Below are 18,821 nucleotides of genomic sequence, written 5' to 3'. Positions count from 1 at the left end.
TCAGCCGACACGCTCGACGGCGATCGCGGCGGTCTGCGTCATCGGCATCCGCCCACCCTCGCCGCGCTCGTCGACGAGCTCCTCGAACGCGGCGCGGAAGCGGGCGCGATGGGCATCCGAGAGCGTCGCGTAGTACGCGCCGGCGCCGGCCACTCCCCCGGCGACGGATCGCCAGAGCGCGTCGGGTTCTGCGTCCCAGGTCCAAGTCAGCTCGGCCACCTCGGGATTCCAACCGGCGTCGATCAGCATGGCTGCGAGTCCGTCGGCGGTGCGCTCGAAGTCCTTCTCGGCAGGAAGACGGGTGCCGGATGCCGGAGTCAGTCCCGCACGCTCGATCACGTCGCCCCACAGGGCCGTCGGAGAGGCCGACCAGGTCGTCACGATCACCAGTTCCCGCGCGACCCGGCGCAGCTCGGCAGCGGCGGCTCGCGGGTCGGGCACATGGTTGAGGACGAAGTTCGCCGTCAGAACATCGAATGCCCGGTCGCCGAACGAGAGATGCGGCAGAGCCTCGTCGACGAGCCTGAACCCGGGATGCCTGGCACGGGCAGCCTCGCGCATGCTGGGCTCGGGCTCGGCTGCGGTGACCCGCCAGCCGGCATCCATCCACGCCACCGCGAGCGTGCCGTCCCCTGCGCCGACGTCGAGCAGCGTGCGACTGTGGGCGGGGCCCGCGATCTCGCGCAGCCGCTCGCCCGTGCCCGTGCCCGCGCACAGCGCGGCGTAGGAGGCGGCGAACGCCTCACCGGTGCCTGTCCAGCTCATGCGGTTCGTTCCCCGCTCATGCCGTTTCGCGGATGCGGCCGAACGGCGAGAGGGCGGTGATGGCGATCACGAGCACGAGCGCGACGGTGGCGAGCCCGCCGTAGCCGAACTGCGTGAGCACGATCCCCGCTCCTGCGGCGCCGACCGCCGCGGTGAGGCTCATGAGCGAGTCGCTGATGCCCTGACGTCGCGGGCGCATGAGCACGGTCGACGATTCCGTCAGCAGTGCCGCCCCGGCCACCGTAGCCGCGCTCCAGCCGAGGCCGAGCAGGATCAGTGCGACCATCACACCCGCCGGATGCTCTCCCGCGAAGATGGCGGTGAGCAGCGAAGCGGTGAGCACCGCCTGGCCGAGCAGCACCACCCGGATGCGCCCCCACCGGTCGGCGAGGATCCCGAACAGCGGTGACAGGCCGTACATGCCGGCGACGTGCAGAGCGATCGTGACTCCGACCAGCAGCGTCACCTCCTGGGTCGTGCCGTGCCCGCCGCCGTGCGCCATGTGCTTCAGATGGATCGGCGTCATCGCCATGACCGACGCCATCACGGCGTGCGACCCCGACACGGCGAAGATCGCGTAGCGCGCGACGACCGGGCGGTCGACATCGGCCCCGAGCACCGCGCCCCGGGCGGATGATCTGGCCAGGCTCAAGGCCGTCAGCAGCGGGTCCGGGCGCAGCGCGATGACATACAGCACGAGCGCGGCCGCCTGAGCGACGAGCGAGAAGAGATAGGAACCGGTGAGCGGAGGCATCCCGATCAGTGCGCCGACCTCTTCGCCGAGCGGCAGCAGCAGGGGTCCGGTCACCCCGCCGACGGTGGTCGACCACACGACGATCGACAGGTCGCGACCGCGGTGCGCGGGCTGGGCGAGGTCCGTGGCGGCGAAACGCGACTGCAGGTTGCCGGCGTTGCCCATGCCGATCATGATGATGCCCACCAGGAGCAGCGGGAAGAAGCGCAGCGCGGCCGACGTGATGACGATGCCGATCCCGATGAGGGCGAGCAGGTTGCCCGCGGTCAGCGACATCCGGCGTCCGCGGCGTGCGGCGAAGCGCGCCAGCGGGATCGCGAAAGCGGCAGCGCCCAGGGTGACGGACGCGGTCGCCAGACCCGACAGGGCGTCATCACCCGAGAGGTCGGCGGCGAGCAGGGCGCCGAGCGAGACGGTCGCACCGAATGCGATGCCGCCGAGCACCTGCCCGGCGGCGAGCACGCCGACGGTGCGGCGCTGAATGGCGCGGAGGTCTTCGATCGGCGGGGTGCTCACCGCGCTCACGCGCTGGGGGCGGCGTCGCGCACGGGATTGCGCAGCACGCCGATCCCGCTGATCTCGATCTCGACGCTGTCGCCTGCGACGATCTCGCCCACGCCCGCAGGGGTGCCGGTCATGATCACATCTCCCGGCAGCAGAGTGAAGACGGCGGAGGCGTACGCGATGATGTCCGCGACGGAGTGGACCATGTCGGTGAGCGGCGCCTGCTGGCGCGTCTCGCCGTTCACCCGGGTCTCGAGTCGTGCGGTGGCCGCATCGAACTCGGTCTCGATGACCGGGCCGAGCGGGCAGAAGGTGTCGAAGCCCTTGCCGCGGGTCCACTGCCCGTCTTTGCGCTGCAGGTCGCGCGCGGTCACGTCGTTGCCGACCGTGTAGCCGAAGACGTAGTCGAGGGCGTTCTCGGCGCTGACGTTCTTGGCGATGCGGCCGATGACCGCGACCAGCTCGCCCTCGAACTCGGTGCGCTCTGAGATCGTCGGTCGCACGATGGTGTCGCCGGGGCCGACCACGGAGGTGTTGGGCTTGAGGAAGAGCAGCGGCTCCTCCGGTGCGACGTTGCCGAACTCTGCCGCGTGGTCGTGGTAGTTGCGACCGACGCAGACGACCTTCGACCGCGGGATCACCGGGGCGAGCAGCGCGACGTCGGCGACGGGCACGCGCTCCCCCGTCGGCTCGTAGCCGGCGAACATCGGATCGCCGTCGAGCACGACGATCTCGTCGCCGTCGAGGATGCCGTACCGGATGCCGTCGTTGTGACTGAAACGCGCGATCTTCACTCCGTCAGCCTAACCCCGCGCTGTTACCTCCCTCTCTCCCCTCCCTCTCGCCCCTCCCTCTCCGCCCGGTACGCCGACACCCCCACTTCCCGCCGACACCCCCATGTAGGAGCGTCCGCACGTGGGGGTGTCGGCGCGAAGTGGGGGTGTCGGCGCAGGGGAAGGGCGAGGGCGCGGAGGGAGAGGGCGCGGCGGACATGCGCGGGTCAGCCCGGCGGACGGATGCCGAAGGCAGCGAGGCGCGTACCGAAGGCGTCAGGTGTGCGGATGTGCTCATATCCCCAACGGGCGAAGCCCCACCCGGTGACACCTCGTATGTCATCTTCTCTGCGCTTCTCCGCCACCGCTTCATCCGATGACGCCGCCGTGCGAAGATCGGGATCGAGGTACTTGCCCTTCCCGTCGAACTCGCCGAACCGTCGCGCCCGCAGGAACGCGAAGTCCACCCAGTACCGATCGCCCTGTGCGCCGGTGACCGGAACCTGGAGCTCGTACTTCGAGAAGCCCAGCTGATGCAGCCGCACGCGGCTGACGCTTTCACCCGGCAGCTGCGACCGTCCGTCGGCGAAGTCGAGCACCTCGCGGGCTTGACGCACGCCCCGCAAGCCAGGACGCGCGAGTCGCAGCGCTTCTGCGCGCCACAGGGCATCCGCCTCGGCATCCACCACCTGCCCACTCACCGCGCGCTGGCGCAGGGCCGCGTCGGTGCAGCTCACCGCGGTGTCGAACGCCGCTGTGCGCGCGACATCGAAAGTCGTGCGGATCAGCGACGTGACACGGAAGCCTTCGATCTCGGTGATATCCCCGTCGTCGAGGCGCATGTCGCGGCGCACAACGCCGGCGATCACCCGGCTGTGGCGTGTCCCGTCGACGACGATCTGCACCGGCTGATCGCCCATCCGGTACATCGGCAGGCCCCAGAGCACGGCCGCCGACGCGTGAGTGAACAGCGGCCCTTTCCCCTGGCTCGCCGCCTTCACAGCCAGCACCTTCAGCAGGTGCTGCCCCTCCCACCAGAGCGATGTCCAGTCCTTCGCGCGCACGTATGATCCGCGATGCACCCTCCGCAGGCTCTGCGCGCGCAGGGCATCGCGCAGCTGCCGCTCGGTGACACCGTTGTTCCGGAGGTGTTCGCGGGTGAGCAGCATCCGACCTGCCTCAGCGATGTCGATTCGTCGACGCATCGCTCCATGATGCGGACGTCCGACTGCCCGGATGCCGCCCTCCACAGCGCGATCCGCGCGAGCCGCCCTGTGCAGGACGAATCATTCCCGCCGAGACCCCCACTAGACGCCGACACCCCCACGTACGGACGTCCACACGTGGGGGTGTCGGCGCGAAGTGGGGGTGTCGGCGAAAGAAAGAGAGGGGGAAGAAGAGTCAGTCGACGCGGACGAGCCAGCCGTGCTTGTCTTCGCGACGGCCGTACTGGATGTCGGTCAGCTCCTCGCGCAGCGACATGGCGAGCTCGCCGAGAGGCTGCTGGTCTTCGAAGTCGTCCGACACGAGGGCGCCGATCGGGGTGACCACGGCGGCGGTGCCGCAGGCGAACACCTCGACGATGTCGCCGGATGCCACCCCCTGGCGCCACTCGTCGAGCGAGACCGCACGGCGCTCCACCGTGAGCCCGCGGTCCTCCGCGAGCTGCAGCAGCGAGTCGCGCGTGATTCCCTCGAGGATGGTGTCGGACTGCGGGGTGACGATGCGACCGTCCTTGTAGACGAACATCACGTTCATGCCGCCCAGCTCTTCGACGTTGCCGTCCTGGTCGAGGAAGACGACCTGGTCGCAGCCCTGGCCCGAAGCCTCGGACTGAGGCAGCAGGCTCGACGCGTAGTTGCCCCCGGTCTTGGCCGCTCCCGTGCCGCCCTTGCCTGCGCGCGCATAGTTCTTCGACAGCCAGATGCGCACCGGCTTCACGCCGCCGGTGAAGTACGCGCCGGCTGGCGAGGCGATCAGGTAGTAGGCCACCTTCTTCGCCGGTCGCACGCCGAGGAACGCCTCCTTGGCGAACATGAACGGGCGCAGATACAGGCTCTGGTCGGCGCCGGAGGGGACCCAGCCGCCGTCGACCGCGATCAGCTCGCGGATCGACTGCACGAAGTGCTCGGTGGGCAGCTCGGGCAGGGCCATGCGACGGGCGCTGCGGCGCAGACGCTCGGCGTTGCGGTCGGGGCGGAAGGTGTGCACCGAGCCGTCGGCGTGCCGGTACGCCTTGATGCCCTCGAAGATCTCCTGCCCGTAGTGCAGCACGGCGGCTGCCGGATCGAGCGAGATCGGTCCGTACGGCTGCACGCGCGGGCGGTGCCAGCCGCCCTTCTCAGACCAGCAGATGTCGACCATGTGGTCGGTGAAGTTCGTGCCGAAGCCCGGGTTCTGCAGGATCTCCTCGCGCTGAGCGGGGCTCTTGGCGGCGAGGTTCTTCGTCACGGCGAACGTGAGCTCAGCGGTGTCGGAGCTGGCCGTGGTGGCGGTGTCGGTCATGTCTGTCCTCTGTCGGATGCGGCGTCGATGCGCGCGGGTTCTCAGATTACGCCTGCAGACGGGCGATGATCGCGTCGCCCGTCTCGACTGTGGTGCGAGCGCCGTCGCGGCTCGCGATGTCGGCTTCGACCGCCTGCTGCACACGCGCGGATTCTTCACGCAGGCCGAGGTGGTCGAGCAGCAGGGCGACCGACAGGATCGCTGCGGTCGGGTCGGCCTTCTGCTGTCCCGCGATGTCGGGCGCCGAGCCGTGCACGGGCTCGAACATCGAAGGGAAAGCGCCGTCGGGGTTGATGTTGCCAGAGGCGGCGAGACCGATGCCGCCGGTGACGGCACCGGCGAGGTCGGTGAGGATGTCGCCGAAGAGGTTGTCGGTGACGATCACGTCGAATCGTGCCGGGTCGGTCACGAGGAAGATCGTGGCGGCGTCGACGTGCAGGTAGTCGACGGAGACGGCCGGATGCTCGGATGCCACCTGATCGACGATCCGCTTCCAGATCGCCCCGGCGTGCACGAGCACATTGGTCTTGTGCACGAGGGTGAGCTTGCTGCGGCGCCGCTCGGCGAGGTCGAAGGCGTAGCGGACGACGCGCTCGACGCCGAAGGCGGTGTTCACGCTGGTCTCGTTGGCGACCTCGTGCGGGGTGCCCTTGCGGATGGCGCCGCCGTTGCCGACGTACGGTCCCTCAGTTCCCTCTCGGACGACGACGAAGTCGATCTCACCGGGATCCGCCAGTGGGCCCGATGCGCCGGGGAAGAGCTTGGAAGGGCGCAAATTCACGTAGTGATCGAGCTCGAAGCGCAGCTTCAGCAGCAGACCGCGCTCGATGTTGGCATCCTTCAGCCGCTCGTCGCCCGGCGTTCCGCCGACGGCGCCGAGCAGGATCGCGTCGTGCGAGCGGATAGCGTTCAGGTCCTCGTCGGTGAGCGTGTCGCCGGTCGCGAGATAGCGGTCGGCCCCGAGCGAGAACGGCGTCTTCTCGAACGTCACGTCGCCACCGGCGGTGACCGCGTCGAGCACCCGCTCAGCCTCGGCGATGACCTCTCGTCCGATGCCGTCACCGGGGATGACGGCCAGCTTCACGACGCGCGACATGGGTCTCCTTGAGCGCTGCTCGTCCGCGACGCGGGTCGCCGCGGACACTGCCTCCAGCGTACCGGCGCCCACGCGGGCGTCACGCCGGATGTCAGCGCGTCGGCCGCAGCGCGGTGGCGGCGATGACGATCGCGGATGCCACCAGCAGAGCGCCGATGAGCGAGGTCGTGACGATGCCGGAGTCGAACGCGTGCCCCGCGGCCTGCCACAAGGCATCCGCCTGCGGCGTCGGCAGGTCCTGGGCGGCTGCGTAGGCGCCGGCCAGCGTCTCGCGAGCCTGGGCTGCGGATGCCTCGGGCACGCCACCCGGGATGATCAGCGCGCCGCGGTAGAAGGCCGTGATGATCCCGCCCAGCACCGCGGTGCCGAGCACCGCCCCGAGCTCGTAAGCGGTCTCGGAGACGGCGCTGGCGGCGCCCGCCTTCTCGACCGGCGCATGCGCGAGGATCAGCTCGTTCGAGATGGTCTCGGCCGCGCCGATCCCGATTCCCAGCACGACGAAGGCCACGATCAGCCAGGCGACGCTGTTCCACTGCGCGGTGAACGCGACGATCAGGTATCCGCCGACCGACAGCAGGAGGCCGACGGGCACGACGATATGCGGCGGCACCCTGCGCGAGATCGGCACGACTCCGAGTCCCGCGACGATCATGGCCGCCATACCGGGTACCAGCGCCAGACCGGCGATCATCGGCGAGAGCCCGAGGACGAGCTGCAGCTGCTGCGGCACGAAGTAGAGGAACCCCACGAGTGCGATCACGCTCAGCAGATTGACCAGGATCGCGCCACTGAAGCCACCGCGACGGAACAGGCTCATGTCGAGCATGGGTGTCTCGGCACGCAGCTGGCGACGCACGAACAGCCAGCCCATCACGACGCCGATGATCACGAGCATCACAGCGGTGAGCGTCGGTCCGTCGACCGCGAACGACTTGATGGCGTAGACGACAGGGATCATCGCCGCCATCGACAGCAGGATGCCGATCGGGTCGATGCGCCCGGGGTTCGGGTCACGACTTTCCGGCAGCAGCCAGTACCCGCCGATGAGCAGCGGCACGAGCATGGGCACGGCGATGAGGAACACCGATCCCCATGCGAAGTGCTCGAGCAGGAATCCCCCGACGACCGGCCCGAGCGCAGACCCCGCCGAGAATCCGGACGCCCAGATCGCGATTGCGAGCCGGCGCTGGTCGCGATTGGGGAAGAGCGATCGCAGCAGAGACAGCGTCGACGGCATCAGCATCGCGCCGAAGAAGCCGAGCGCCGCGCGTGCGGCGATGAGCAGCCCGGCGGTCGGCGCGAACGCCGCCAGCGCCGAGACGACCGCGAATCCGGTGGCGCCGATGAAGAGCATCCGGCGTCGACCGAACCGGTCCCCCATCACGCCCATCGTGACGAGCAGGCCCGCGAGCACGAGGGAGTAGACGTCGATGACCCAGAGCTGCTCGGCGCCGGAGGGACGCAGGGCGAGCGAGATCTCGGGCAGGGCGAAGCTGAGCACAGTGTTGTCGACCGAGACCAGCAGCACGGGCAGCATCAGCACGGCCAGCGCCGCCCACCCTCTCGCGCCGACGCGTGCGCCGTCTTCGTGGGTCAGCCGGATCGGGGCTGTGACGGACATGCCTGCACCTCTTCTGTGTCTGGAGCGGTCGGGTTTCTAAACCGTCCGGCTGGTACAGTAACACGACAGCCCGATCGTCTGGAGTATCGATGTCCCGTCCCCCGCTTGCCCGCGAGCGCGTGCTCGACGCCTATCAGAGCATCCTCATCGCCGACGGCGAGCGGGCCGCCACGCTCGAGGCGGTCGCCCGCGAAGCCGGGGTGTCGAAGGGCGGGCTGCTCTACCACTTCGCGTCGAAGGACGACCTGACCCGTGGTCTCGTCGCCCGCTTGGCGGCGCTGACGGACGACGACCTCGAGCGGATGACGACTGCCGAAGACGGCGCGATCGCGTACTACGTGCGCACCTCCGTCATGGAGGACGACGCCCTCGATCGCGCGCTGATCGCAACGACACGCCTCGCGCAGGGCGGGTCCGCCGCGGCATCCGGAGCACTGCGCGAGGTGCGGATGCGGTGGGCCGGTGCCATTCGACCGCACGTGCGCGACGAGACCGCGCTCGACCTCGTCATGCTGCTCAGCGACGGCCTCTACTTCAACAACTCGCTCGCCGAGCCCGGCGACGAGCAGAGCGCGCTGAGCGAGTTCGTGCCGACCGGCGCCGTCCTCGATCAGCTGATCGCCCTGGTCGTGGAAGCGACGACGCGGGCTCCGCAGTGAATCGGAGCCCGCGTCAGCACAGCAGAGGGATCAGACCTCGGCGATCTCGATCTGGCGGAACAGGTCCGCGTCGATCGCCGCGCTGACGTCTTCGAGCAGCTCGTCGGAGACGGGCGAGTCGAGGGTCAGCACGCTGAGCGCCTGAGCGCCGGCAGCCTCTCGTGCGATCTGCATGCCGGCGATGTTGATGCCGGCGTCGCCGAACTTCTGGCCGTAGACCGCGACGATGCCGGGACGGTCGGTGTAGAGCATCACGACGTGGTGCTTCTCGATCGGCAGCTCGATCGCGTGCTCGTTGATCGACACGAGCTTCTCGATCTGCTTCGGACCGGTGAGCGTGCCCGAGACTGCGAGCTGCGACCCGTCGGAGAGAGCGCCGCGCAGCGTGATCACGTTGCGGTACTCCTCGCTGATCTCGTCCTGCAGGAGGCGCACGGCGATACCGCGCTGCTCCGCGAGCAGCGGTGCGTTCACATACGACACCGTCTCGCTGACGATGTTGGTGAAGACACCCTTGAGCGCGGCGAGGCGCAGCACGCTGACGTCGTAGTTGTTGAGCTCGCCGTGCACCTCGACGTCGAGGCTGGTGATCGGCGACTGCGCGAGCGCCGAGAAGATCTGGCCGAGCTTCTCGACCAGCGGGATGCCCGGGCGCACGTACGGGTCGATGACGCCACCCGCCACGTTGACCGCATCGGGCACGAGGTCGCCGCCGAGGGCCAGCCGCACCGACCGTGCGACGGACACACCGGCCTTCTCCTGCGCCTCGTCGGTGCTCGCTCCGAGGTGCGGGGTGACGACGACGTTGGGCAGGCCGAGCAGCGCCTGGGCGGTGCTGCCCTCGGCCGGCGGCTCGGAGGTGAAGACGTCGAGGCCGGCACCGGCGATTTCGCCGGCGACGAGTGCTTCGTGCAGGTCCGCCTCGTCGATCAGACCGCCGCGCGCGACGTTGACCACGAATGCGGTCGGCTTCATGGCGGCGAACTGCTCGGCCGCGATCATGCCGGTCGTCTCGGGTGTCTTCGGCATGTGGATGGTGACGAAGTCCGACTCGGCCACGAGCTCGTCGAGCGTGACGAGCTGCACGCCCAGCTGCTGGGCGCGCGCGCTGGTGACGTACGGGTCGTACGCGATGACCCGCATGTCGAATGCGTTGAGCCGCGCGGCGACGAGAGCGCCGATCCGGCCGAGGCCGATGATGCCGACGGTCTTCTCGAAGAGCTCGGCCCCGGTGAACGAGCTGCGCTTCCAGGCGCCGCCGGAGAGCGAGCCGTGAGCGGCAGGGATACGACGGGAGAGGCTGAGGATGTGCCCGACCGTCAGCTCGGCGGCCGAGACGATGTTCGACGTGGGTGCGTTCACGACCATGACGCCTGCGGCGGTGGCCGCCTTGATGTCGACGTTGTCGAGTCCGACGCCGGCGCGGGCGACGACCTTCAGTTTCGGGGCGTGAGCGAGCGCCTCCGCATCGATGCGCGTGGCGGAGCGGACCAGCACGGCGTGGGCGTCGGCGAGAGCCGCGAACAGCGCCTCACGATCGGTTCCATCGACCTCGCGGACGTCGAAGTCGGGCCCGAGCGCCTCGATCGTCGCGGGCGAGAGCACCTCTGCGAGCAGGACGACGGGCTTGGTGGCGGTGTTGTTCGGCACAGATATCCTTCGGGGCAGGACGAGCGATGGTCAGCCGATGCGCCGCACGCCGTCGGGGCGCAATCGCGACACACTTTACCGCAGGGCCGGCAGCCGCCCCGACCGTGTGACGGCTTGAGTCGAGCAGCAGATGCCGCCGGTCAGCTCAGCAGCGATGCGCCGTTGCGCAGCGCGTAGCTGAGCGTGTCGACCCAGAACACCGCGCTCAGGCCGAGCCCCGCGAGCATCACGACGATGAACACGCCGAGTGCGCGACGGCGGGTGAGCATCAGCGCAACCGTGAACACGATCATCGGAACGATGACGGGCATGACCAGCACGGTCCATCCGTATCCGCTGATGCCAGCCTGTGCCATCTCGATCAGATAGAAGGTGGCGTTCCAGATGATGAACGCGTAGGCGAGCCCGAGGATGCCGGTGGCGAATCCGCGCACCAGGCTGACAAGACGCGATGCCGTGGGCGCAGCGGTCGGTGAGGTCTCGCTCACAGCGCTCCTCCTCCCCCGGCCACGACGAAGGGCCACGGCACGAGCAGAGCAGCCCCGACGACCAGAGCGCTGATGCGCACCCAATCCCTGCCCCCACGGGTCAGCATGAGCGTGGCTGTGAACCACAGCGCAGGAGCGAGCACGGCGATCCACATGCTCGCGAGGTACAGCGGTGCCGGCAGCATGAACATCGCCTTCGCCTGCATCCCCACTCCCCCGATCGCCCAGCCGATCGTGTACAGCAGGTACACGCCGCCGAAGATGCCGAGCAGCACGAGCGTCGCGGTGCCGATCCCCTGCGGCTCGTCGTCGATGTCCGTGTCCCGTGCGGGATCGGCTGTCCCGGGTACGATCCCGGCTACGACCTCGCCGTCTGCGGGTCGCTGCGTCGCTGAGCGTTCGTGCGCGACGTCTGGCGCCTGCTCGCGGCGGGGTCCGGGACGGCGCGCCTCGAGCGCGTCGTCGCCCTCCCAGCTGAGAGCGTCATCCTCGGGGTCGGAGTTCATCCCTCCAGCGTACCCAGCCGAGAGAGGCGAGAAGGGAGGCACCCGGCGAACCGGATGCCTCCCTTTCACGAACGGGATCAGCGCGCGGCGCTGCCCTCGACGTAGTCCTCGTCCTGCGACTTCCATGCGAACAGCGAGCGCAGCTCCTTGCCGGTCGCCTCGATCGGGTGACCCTGCTCCTTCTCGCGAAGGGCGAGGAACTCCTCGGCGCCGTTGTCCTGGTCCTCGATGAAGCGCTTCGCGAACGCGCCCGACTGGATGTCGGCGAGCACGCCCTGCATGCGCTCCTTGACACCGGCGTCGATCACGCGCGGGCCCGAGACGTAGTCGCCGAACTCGGCCGTGTCGGAGATCGACCAGCGCTGCTTGGCGATGCCGCCCTCCCACATCAGGTCCACGATGAGCTTGAGCTCGTGCAGCACCTCGAAGTACGCGATCTGCGGCTGGTATCCCGCCTCGACGAGCGTCTCGAAGCCGGCCTGCACGAGGTGGCTCATGCCACCGCAGAGCACGGCCTGCTCGCCGAACAGGTCGGTCTCCGTCTCTTCGGTGAACGTCGTCTTGATGACGCCGGCGCGGGTGCCGCCGATCGCCTTCGCGTACGACAGGGCAAGGTCCCAGGCCTTGCCCGACGCGTCACGCTCGACGGCGATGATGTCCGGGATGCCACGGCCGGCGACGAACTCACGACGCACGGTGTGGCCGGGGGCCTTCGGGGCGATGAGGATCACGTCGACGCCCTCGGGGGCGTCGATGTAGCCGAAGCGGATGTTGAAGCCGTGCGCGAAGGCGAGGGCCTTGCCCGCGGTCAGCTTGTCCTTGATCGACTCGTTGTAGATCGTGCGCTGGTGCTGGTCCGGCGCGAGGATCATGATGACGTCTGCCCACTCGGCGGCGTCGGCCACGTTCTTGACGGGGAAGCCCGCCTCCTCCGCCTTGGCGATCGACTTCGAGCCGTCCTTGAGTGCGATGGTGACCTCGACGCCGGAGTCGCGAAGGTTCATGGCGTGGGCGTGGCCCTGCGAGCCGTAGCCCACGATCGCGACCTTCTTGCCCTGGATGATCGAGAGGTCGGCGTCTGCGTCGTAGAAGATCTCGGTGCTCACGGTGTTGTTTCTCCTTGCTAGTGGTTCGTAAGTTCTGTCAGCCGCGCAGGACGCGCTCGGTGATGCTCTTGCCGCCGCGGCCGATGGCGAGCAGGCCCGACTGGGCGAGCTCCTTGATGCCGAAGGGCTCGAGCGCCCGCATCAGCGCCTGCACCTTGCCCTGGTCGCCGGTCACCTCGACGACCACGGCATCCGGTGCGTAGTCGACGATCGACGCTCGGAACAGGTTCACGATCTCGAGCACGTTCGAGCGGGTGTTGTTGTCTGTGCGCACCTTGATGAGCATGTGCTCGCGCTGCACGGAGTTCGACGCCTCGAGCTCGACGACCTTGATCACGTTGATCAGCTTGTTCAGCTGCTTGGTGACCTGCTCGAGCGGCAGGGCGTCGACGTCGACGACGACCGTGATCCGGGAGATCCCCGACACCTCGGTCACGCCGACGGCGAGGGAGTGGATGTTGAAGCCGCGGCGGGCGAACAGTCCGGCGACGCGGGTCAGGATGCCGGGGGTGTCCTCGACGAGAAGGCTCAGCACGTGTGTGGACATGGCTCAGATCTCCTCATCGAATGCCGGGGCGTGCTCACGCGCGTACTGGATGTAGCTGTTGCTGACGCCCTGCGGCACCATCGGCCACACCATGGCATCGGCGCTCACGACGAAGTCGATCACGACCGGCCGGTCGTTGGTCTCGAGCGCGGTCTGAATGGCAGCATCCACATCCTCCTCCTTCTCCACTCGCAGACCGAGGCAGCCGTATGCCTCCGCGAGCTTGACGAAGTCGGGGATGCGCACCGTGCCGTGACCGGTGTTCAGGTCGGTGTTCGAGTGACGTCCGTCGTAGAACAGCGTCTGCCACTGGCGCACCATGCCGAGCGAGGAGTTGTTGATGATCGCGACCTTGATCGGGATGTTGTTGATGACGCAGGTCGCGAGCTCCTGGTTGGTCATCTGGAAGCATCCGTCACCGTCGATCGCCCAGACCACGCGATCCGGCTCGGCGACCTTGGCCCCCATGGCGGCCGGAACGGAGTAGCCCATGGTGCCGGCGCCACCCGAGTTCAACCAGGAGTTCGGACGCTCGTACTTGATGAACTGCGCCGCCCACATCTGGTGCTGTCCGACGCCGGAGGCATAGACCGCCTCGGGACCGGTGAGCTCGCCGATGCGCTGGATGACGTACTGCGGCGACATCAGTCCGTCATCCGGCTGTGCGTACCCGAGCGGGAACTCGGACTTCAGCCCGTCGAGGTACGACCACCACTCCTCGGTGTCCGGCTTGCCGCCGCCGATCGTGCCGCGGAACGCGGTGTCGAGGTCGACGAGCACATCGCGCACGTCGCCGACGATCGGCACGTCGGCCGTGCGGATCTTCGAGATCTCCGCCGGATCGATGTCCACGTGCACGACCTTGGCGTTCGGGGCGAAGAGCGCCGCCTTGCCGGTGACGCGGTCGTCGAAGCGCGCGCCGAGAGAGACGATGAGGTCGGACTCCTGCAGGGCGAGCACCGCAGGGACAGTGCCGTGCATCCCGGGCATCCCGAGGTGCTGCGGATGGGAGTCGGGGAAAGCGCCGCGTGCCATCAGGGTGGTGACCACGGGCGCGCCGGTGGACTCGGCGAGCGTCAGCAGCTCGGCCGAGGCGTGCGCGCGGATCACGCCGCCGCCGACGTACAGCACGGGCTTCTTCGCCTCGGCGAGCAGGGTCGCAGCGGCCTGGATCTGCTTGCCGTGCGCCTTCGTCACCGGCCGGTACCCGGGCAGGTCGATCCGCGGCGGCCACACGAACGGCGCGACCTGCTGCTGGGCGTCCTTCGTGATGTCGACGAGCACCGGGCCGGGCCGGCCTGTCGAGGCGACCTCGAACGCGGCGGCGAGGGCACCCGGGATGTCCTCTGCCGTCTTCACCAGGAAGGAGTGCTTGGTCACCGGCATGGTGATGCCGACGATGTCGGCCTCCTGGAACGCGTCGGTCCCCATCAGGGTTGAGAACACCTGACCGGTGATGGCCACCATCGGCACCGAGTCCATGTACGCATCGGCGATCGCGGTGACGAGGTTCGTCGCACCGGGGCCGGAGGTGGCGATGCACACGCCGACCTTGCCGGTCGCGGCGGCGTAGCCCTCGGCGGCGTGGCCGGCGCCCTGCTCGTGACGCACGAGGACGTGGCGCAGACCCGAGGCGTCCATGAGCGGGTCGTAGACCGGCATGATCGCGCCACCGGGAATCCCGAAGACATCGGTGACGCCGAGGTTCTCGAGCGAGCGGACGACGGCCTCCGCGCCGGAGATCTCCGGGGTGGCGGACGGGCGTGCAGGCGGCCGCGGCACGGCGGGCGCGGATTCAGGAGTCATTTCGCATCCTTGGTGTCTCATACGCTCTGGGCGTTGGGTCCCTGAGCCTGTCGAAGGGTCAGCCAGTCACCGCGCCCTGCGCGGCAGAGCGCACGAGACGGGAGTACTTGGCGAGGACGCCACGGGTATAGCGCGGGGGAAGCGGCTCCCAGCCTTCCCGGCGGGAGCTCAGCTCAGCCTCCTCGACGAGTAGCTCGAGGGAGCGAGCCGCGATATCGACCCGTATCAGATCACCATCGCGCACGAAGGCGATGGGACCAGCGTCCACCGCTTCGGGTGCTATGTGGCCGATGCACAGGCCGGTTGTGCCGCCTGAGAATCGTCCGTCTGTCAAGAGTAGTACATCTTTTCCGAGGCCCGCGCCCTTGATGGCCGCGGTGATGGCGAGCATCTCCCGCATGCCGGGCCCGCCCTTGGGACCCTCGTAGCGGATGACGATGACATCACCGGGGTTGATCTCCCCGGCGGCCAGAGCGTCCATCGCGCCGCGTTCCCGCTCGAACACCCGGGCCGGTCCCTCGAACACGTCGGCGTCGAAGCCGGCCGACTTCACCACAGCGCCCTCGGGGGCGAGTGAGCCGTGCAGGATCGTGATGCCGCCGGATGCGTGGATGGGGTTGTCGAAGGTGTGGATGACGTCGCCGTCGACGGGGTCGGGGTTCAGGTCGCGCAGGTTCTCGGCCACCGTCTTGCCGGTCACCGTGAGGGCGTCGCCGTGGATCAGGCCCTCGTCGAGCATCGCCTTCATGATGACGGGGATGCCACCGTGCCGGTCGACGTCGTTCATGACGTACTTGCCGAACGGCTTCATGTCGGCCACGTGCGGGGTGCGGCTGCCGATGCGGTTGAAGTCGTGCAGCGACAGCTCGATGCCCGCCTCGTTGGCGATCGCGAGCAGGTGCAGCACGACGTTCGTCGACCCGCCGAGCGCCATGGCCAGTGCGATGGCGTTCTCGAACGACTCCTTGGTGAGGATGTCCTTCGTCGTGATGCCCTGACGCAGCAGGTTCACGACGGCCTCGCCCGATCGGTGCGCGAAGTAGTCGCGGCGGCGGTCGGCGGCGGGCGGGGCGGCCGAGCCCGGCAGGCTCAGGCCGAGCGCCTCGGCGACGGATGCCATGGTGTTGGCGGTGTACATCCCGCCGCACGCACCCTCACCGGGCGCGAACGCGCATTCGATGCGCTTGAGGTCCTCTTCCGACATCCGGCCCGCGCGACACGCGCCGACGCCCTCGAAGGAGTCGATGATCGTGATGTCCTTCTCGGTGCCGTCCGAGAGCTTCACCCAGCCGGGAGCGATGGATCCGGCGTACAGGAACACGCTCGACAGGCCCAGCCGGGCGCTGGCCATCAGCATGCCGGGGATGGACTTGTCGCAGCCGGCGAGCAGCACGGTGCCGTCGAGGCGCTCGGCCATGATCACCGTCTCGACGGAGTCTGCGATGACCTCGCGCGACACGAGCGAGAAGTGCATGCCCTCGTGGCCCATCGAGATGCCGTCGGAGACCGAGATGGTGCCGAACTGCAGCGGGTACCCGCCGCCCGAGTGCACGCCCTCCTTGGCGCCCTGCGCGAGCCGGTCGAGGCTCAGGTTGCACGGCGTGATCTCGTTCCAGCTCGAGGCGATGCCGATCTGCGGCTTGTCCCAGTCGGCGTCGCCCATGCCCACGGCGCGGAGCATGCCGCGGGATGTGGTCGCCTCGATGCCGTCGGTGACGACGCGGCTGCGGGGCTTGATGTCGATGTCTGGCTGGGCGCCCGACATGCCGGGCTGAGAATCGCGGGTGGACATGACGGAAGTCTATGCGGGTCGGGTGGCCCGTTCCGACGCGATGACTTCCAGAAGTTCGGCGATCTGCTGTGGGGATTCGACACGCAGCGTGGCAGCGGTCTCCCCCGGCCCGACGCGCACGCCGAGGTCGTCGGCGGTGAGCACGCGCAGCGCATCCTCGTCCGTGACGTCGTCACCGGCGAACAGGATGCCGGTCGCGCCGGTGTGCTCGCGCAGCACGGCGATCGCGGTGTCCTTGCCCTCGTCGCGGGAGGAGTACTCGAGGATGCGGTCGCCGGTGCGGCGGCGCCAGTGCCGCGCGCGGCGCGCGAACACCTCGTCGACCGCGGTGAAGGCCTCGCGCTCCACCTCGGCGCTCGCGGGGCGTCCGTGGATGCCGATCCCGAACGTCTTGCTCTCGAGCTCGACGCCCGGGTAGTTCGTCAGCAGCGGCGCGAGCTCGTCGAGCAGCGCGTCGCGCAGCATCCGGTCGGGGTCGCCGGCCTCGGCATCCGCTTCGCTCTCCCCCGGATACCAGTACTGCGCCCCGTGGGAGCCGGCCAGCACGATCGGCGAGTCGTCGTGGTGCTCGGCGATCTCACGCAGGTGCACGAGGCTGCGCCCGGAGATGAAGGCGACCGTCGTGTGCGGCAGGGCTGCGAGTTCGGCGAGCGCCTTCTTCACCTCGGGGATCGCCCGCGCCGCCATGGGGTCGGCGACGAGCTCGGATGCCGTGCCGTCGAAGTCGAGGGCGACCAGGAGCGTCTCGGTGCGAGCGATCGCCGACACCGACGGGTCGGATGCGCCGGGGCGCCAATCGCGAGTCATCCGTGTCCCTCGTGTCGACGGTGGCGGTTGCGCCCGGCCTGCTCCAGGGCGCGGAGGAACGACTGCGACCAGGCGGCCACATCGTTCTCGAGCACGCGCTTGCGCAGCGCGCGCATCCGCTTGCTCTGCTCAGCGCGCGGCATCTCGATCGCACCGACGATGGCGTCCTTGAGTCCCTCGATGTCGTGCGGATTGACCCGCAGCGCCTGCCGCAGTTCGTCGGCGGCCCCGGTGAACTCGCTGAGCACGAGCACGCCGCGGTTGTCGGCGCGGGTGGCCACGTACTCCTTGGCGACCAGGTTCATCCCGTCGCGCAGAGCGGTCACGAGCATCACGTCTGCGGCGAGGTACATCGCGACCATCTCCTCGCGCGGGAACCCCTGGTGCAGGTAGCGGATGGCGGTGTGTCCGAGCGTGTCGTGGTCGCCGTTGATGCGCCCGATCGCCAGCTCCACCTCGTCGCGCAGGTGCATGTAGGCGTCCACCCGCTCACGACTCGGACTCGCGACCTGGATGAAGGCGACATCCTCCACCGAGATGCGCCCCTGGTCGAGCAGCTCGCCGTACGCCTTGATGCGGTGCCCGATGCCCTTCGTGTAGTCGAGCCGGTCGACGCCGAGCAGGATGTGCTTCGGGTTGCCCAGGCCCTCGCGGATCTCGAGCGCTCTCGCGCGGATGTCCGGGCGCTGGGCCAGCTCGCGATACGGCGTCGTGTCGATCGAGATCGGGAACGCCTTCACCAGCGGCATCCGCCCGTCGGGCAGGGTGATGCTGGATGCCTTCGTGTCGTGACCCAGGCGGCGCTTCGCCGCCGCGAGGAAGTTCGCCGCGTCCTGCGTCCGCTGGAACCCGATCACATCGGCGCCCAGCAGACCGCGCAGCACCTGATCACGCCAGGGAAGCTGGGCGTAGAGGCCGTACGAGGGGAACGGGATGTGATGGAAGTACCCGATCGTGACGTCGGGACGCAGCCCTCGCACCATCTCCGGCACGAGCTGCAGCTGATAGTCGTGCACCCAGACCGTCCCGCCCTCGGCTACGGCATTCGCTGCCGCCTCGGCGAAGCGCAGGTTGACGGCGACGTACGCCTCCCACCACTCGCGGTGATACTGCGGGGGCGAGATGACGTCGTGGTAGAGGGGCCAGATCGTGTCGTTCGAGAAGCCTTCGTAGTAGTCCTGGATCTCCTGCTCACTGAGGGTCACCGGAAGCAGCCGGATGCCGTCGGCCTCGAACGTGTCGAGCTCGAGGTCGGCCTGCCCTGCCCAGCCGACCCACGCGCCGTCGACGCTGCGCATCATCGGCTCGACAGCCGCCACCAGCCCACCGGGAGAGGTGCGCCAGACTTCTTCGCCATCGGGTGTGATGATCCGATCCACGGGAAGGCGGTTGGCGACGACCACGAACTCTGCGGCGACCATGGAACTCCTCTGCTCGGTTAC

17 protein-coding genes are annotated in these 18,821 nt (G+C 68.9%); 1 reads left to right on the top strand and 16 read right to left on the bottom strand.

Features of this window, described 5'->3' with window-relative positions:
- The 7 genes from ACIPV2_RS04740 to ACIPV2_RS04710 form a co-directional block, all read right to left on the bottom strand.
- Positions 1 to 765, bottom strand: coding sequence for a class I SAM-dependent methyltransferase (locus tag ACIPV2_RS04740; protein WP_400838963.1), 765 nt, complete (start codon positions 763 to 765; stop codon positions 1 to 3).
- Positions 766 to 781: 16 nt separating this feature from the next.
- Entirely contained in the window at positions 782 to 2,035 is a 1,254-nt protein-coding gene (locus ACIPV2_RS04735; protein ID WP_400838961.1) for an MFS transporter, read from the bottom strand.
- Between the two features lie 5 nt (positions 2,036 to 2,040).
- Positions 2,041 to 2,817: a fumarylacetoacetate hydrolase family protein gene (locus tag ACIPV2_RS04730; protein ID WP_400838959.1), complete on the bottom strand. Its 777-nt coding sequence runs from the start codon at positions 2,815 to 2,817 to the stop codon at positions 2,041 to 2,043.
- Positions 2,818 to 3,023: 206 nt separating this feature from the next.
- Positions 3,024 to 4,001 (bottom strand): hypothetical protein, encoded by a 978-nt coding sequence (locus ACIPV2_RS04725; RefSeq protein ID WP_400838957.1) that lies wholly within the window; start codon positions 3,999 to 4,001, stop codon positions 3,024 to 3,026.
- 196 nt (positions 4,002 to 4,197) lie between these two features.
- The gene (locus ACIPV2_RS04720; protein ID WP_400838955.1) at positions 4,198 to 5,301 is read right to left on the bottom strand and encodes a branched-chain amino acid aminotransferase; all 1,104 of its coding nucleotides are present in this window, start codon (positions 5,299 to 5,301) and stop codon (positions 4,198 to 4,200) included.
- 46 nt (positions 5,302 to 5,347) lie between these two features.
- Positions 5,348 to 6,397, bottom strand: coding sequence for a 3-isopropylmalate dehydrogenase (locus ACIPV2_RS04715; RefSeq protein WP_400838953.1), 1,050 nt, complete (start codon positions 6,395 to 6,397; stop codon positions 5,348 to 5,350).
- 91 nt (positions 6,398 to 6,488) lie between these two features.
- Positions 6,489 to 8,018: an MFS transporter gene (locus ACIPV2_RS04710; RefSeq protein WP_400838951.1), complete on the bottom strand. Its 1,530-nt coding sequence runs from the start codon at positions 8,016 to 8,018 to the stop codon at positions 6,489 to 6,491.
- 89 nt (positions 8,019 to 8,107) lie between these two features.
- Between ACIPV2_RS04710 and ACIPV2_RS04705 the strand changes: the two genes are divergently transcribed.
- The gene (locus ACIPV2_RS04705; RefSeq protein WP_400838950.1) at positions 8,108 to 8,677 is read left to right on the top strand and encodes a TetR/AcrR family transcriptional regulator; all 570 of its coding nucleotides are present in this window, start codon (positions 8,108 to 8,110) and stop codon (positions 8,675 to 8,677) included.
- 30 nt (positions 8,678 to 8,707) lie between these two features.
- On the opposite strand, the gene serA is transcribed toward ACIPV2_RS04705, so the two are convergent.
- The 9 genes from serA to ACIPV2_RS04660 form a co-directional block, all read right to left on the bottom strand.
- Entirely contained in the window at positions 8,708 to 10,327 is a 1,620-nt protein-coding gene (gene serA / locus ACIPV2_RS04700; RefSeq protein WP_400838949.1) for a phosphoglycerate dehydrogenase, read from the bottom strand.
- A gap of 140 nt (positions 10,328 to 10,467) precedes the next feature.
- A complete protein-coding gene (locus ACIPV2_RS04695) occupies positions 10,468 to 10,815 on the bottom strand; it encodes a hypothetical protein (protein ID WP_400838947.1) in 348 nt (115 codons plus the stop codon).
- Complete coding sequence (locus tag ACIPV2_RS04690) at positions 10,812 to 11,321, bottom strand: hypothetical protein (RefSeq protein ID WP_400838946.1); 510 nt, start codon at positions 11,319 to 11,321, stop codon at positions 10,812 to 10,814. The genes ACIPV2_RS04695 and ACIPV2_RS04690 overlap by 4 nt, the downstream gene beginning before the upstream one ends.
- Positions 11,322 to 11,398: 77 nt before the next feature.
- Positions 11,399 to 12,427, bottom strand: coding sequence for a ketol-acid reductoisomerase (gene ilvC, locus ACIPV2_RS04685; RefSeq protein ID WP_400838944.1), 1,029 nt, complete (start codon positions 12,425 to 12,427; stop codon positions 11,399 to 11,401).
- Positions 12,428 to 12,464: 37 nt separating this feature from the next.
- Entirely contained in the window at positions 12,465 to 12,974 is a 510-nt protein-coding gene (ilvN, locus tag ACIPV2_RS04680) for an acetolactate synthase small subunit (RefSeq protein ID WP_400838942.1), read from the bottom strand.
- A gap of 3 nt (positions 12,975 to 12,977) precedes the next feature.
- Positions 12,978 to 14,780 (bottom strand): acetolactate synthase large subunit, encoded by a 1,803-nt coding sequence (locus ACIPV2_RS04675; RefSeq protein ID WP_400838940.1) that lies wholly within the window; start codon positions 14,778 to 14,780, stop codon positions 12,978 to 12,980.
- A 58-nt stretch (positions 14,781 to 14,838) separates the two neighbouring features.
- The gene (gene ilvD, locus ACIPV2_RS04670; protein ID WP_400838938.1) at positions 14,839 to 16,572 is read right to left on the bottom strand and encodes a dihydroxy-acid dehydratase; all 1,734 of its coding nucleotides are present in this window, start codon (positions 16,570 to 16,572) and stop codon (positions 14,839 to 14,841) included.
- 9 nt (positions 16,573 to 16,581) lie between these two features.
- Positions 16,582 to 17,379, bottom strand: coding sequence for a trehalose-phosphatase (gene otsB / locus ACIPV2_RS04665; protein ID WP_400838936.1), 798 nt, complete (start codon positions 17,377 to 17,379; stop codon positions 16,582 to 16,584).
- Positions 17,376 to 18,800 (bottom strand): trehalose-6-phosphate synthase, encoded by a 1,425-nt coding sequence (locus ACIPV2_RS04660; RefSeq protein WP_400838934.1) that lies wholly within the window; start codon positions 18,798 to 18,800, stop codon positions 17,376 to 17,378. The genes otsB and ACIPV2_RS04660 overlap by 4 nt, the downstream gene beginning before the upstream one ends.
- Positions 18,801 to 18,821 lie beyond the last annotated feature (21 nt).

It is taken from the genome of Microbacterium sp. NPDC089987 (genome assembly GCF_044748505.1).
GTDB lineage: Bacteria > Actinomycetota > Actinomycetes > Actinomycetales > Microbacteriaceae > Microbacterium.
The sequence above is the reverse complement of the archived record's forward strand: the minus strand, read 5'-3'. Positions and strand labels throughout refer to the sequence as shown.

Bases quoted from the DNA above. Each gene is read 5' to 3' on its own strand.
- ACIPV2_RS04740 (WP_400838963.1), bottom strand. From the start codon at position 765: ATGAGCTGGACAGGCACCGGTGAGGCGTTCGCCGCCTCCTACGCCGCG.
- ACIPV2_RS04725 (WP_400838957.1), bottom strand. From the start codon at position 4,001: ATGCGTCGACGAATCGACATCGCTGAGGCAGGTCGGATGCTGCTCACC.
- ACIPV2_RS04720 (WP_400838955.1), bottom strand. From the start codon at position 5,301: ATGACCGACACCGCCACCACGGCCAGCTCCGACACCGCTGAGCTCACG.
- ACIPV2_RS04715 (WP_400838953.1), bottom strand. From the start codon at position 6,397: ATGTCGCGCGTCGTGAAGCTGGCCGTCATCCCCGGTGACGGCATCGGA.
- ACIPV2_RS04710 (WP_400838951.1), bottom strand. From the start codon at position 8,018: ATGTCCGTCACAGCCCCGATCCGGCTGACCCACGAAGACGGCGCACGC.
- ACIPV2_RS04705 (WP_400838950.1), top strand. From the start codon at position 8,108: ATGTCCCGTCCCCCGCTTGCCCGCGAGCGCGTGCTCGACGCCTATCAG.
- ACIPV2_RS04690 (WP_400838946.1), bottom strand. From the start codon at position 11,321: ATGAACTCCGACCCCGAGGATGACGCTCTCAGCTGGGAGGGCGACGAC.
- ilvN (WP_400838942.1), bottom strand. From the start codon at position 12,974: ATGTCCACACACGTGCTGAGCCTTCTCGTCGAGGACACCCCCGGCATC.
- ACIPV2_RS04675 (WP_400838940.1), bottom strand. From the start codon at position 14,780: ATGACTCCTGAATCCGCGCCCGCCGTGCCGCGGCCGCCTGCACGCCCG.
- ilvD (WP_400838938.1), bottom strand. From the start codon at position 16,572: ATGTCCACCCGCGATTCTCAGCCCGGCATGTCGGGCGCCCAGCCAGAC.
- otsB (WP_400838936.1), bottom strand. From the start codon at position 17,379: ATGACTCGCGATTGGCGCCCCGGCGCATCCGACCCGTCGGTGTCGGCG.
- ACIPV2_RS04660 (WP_400838934.1), bottom strand. From the start codon at position 18,800: ATGGTCGCCGCAGAGTTCGTGGTCGTCGCCAACCGCCTTCCCGTGGAT.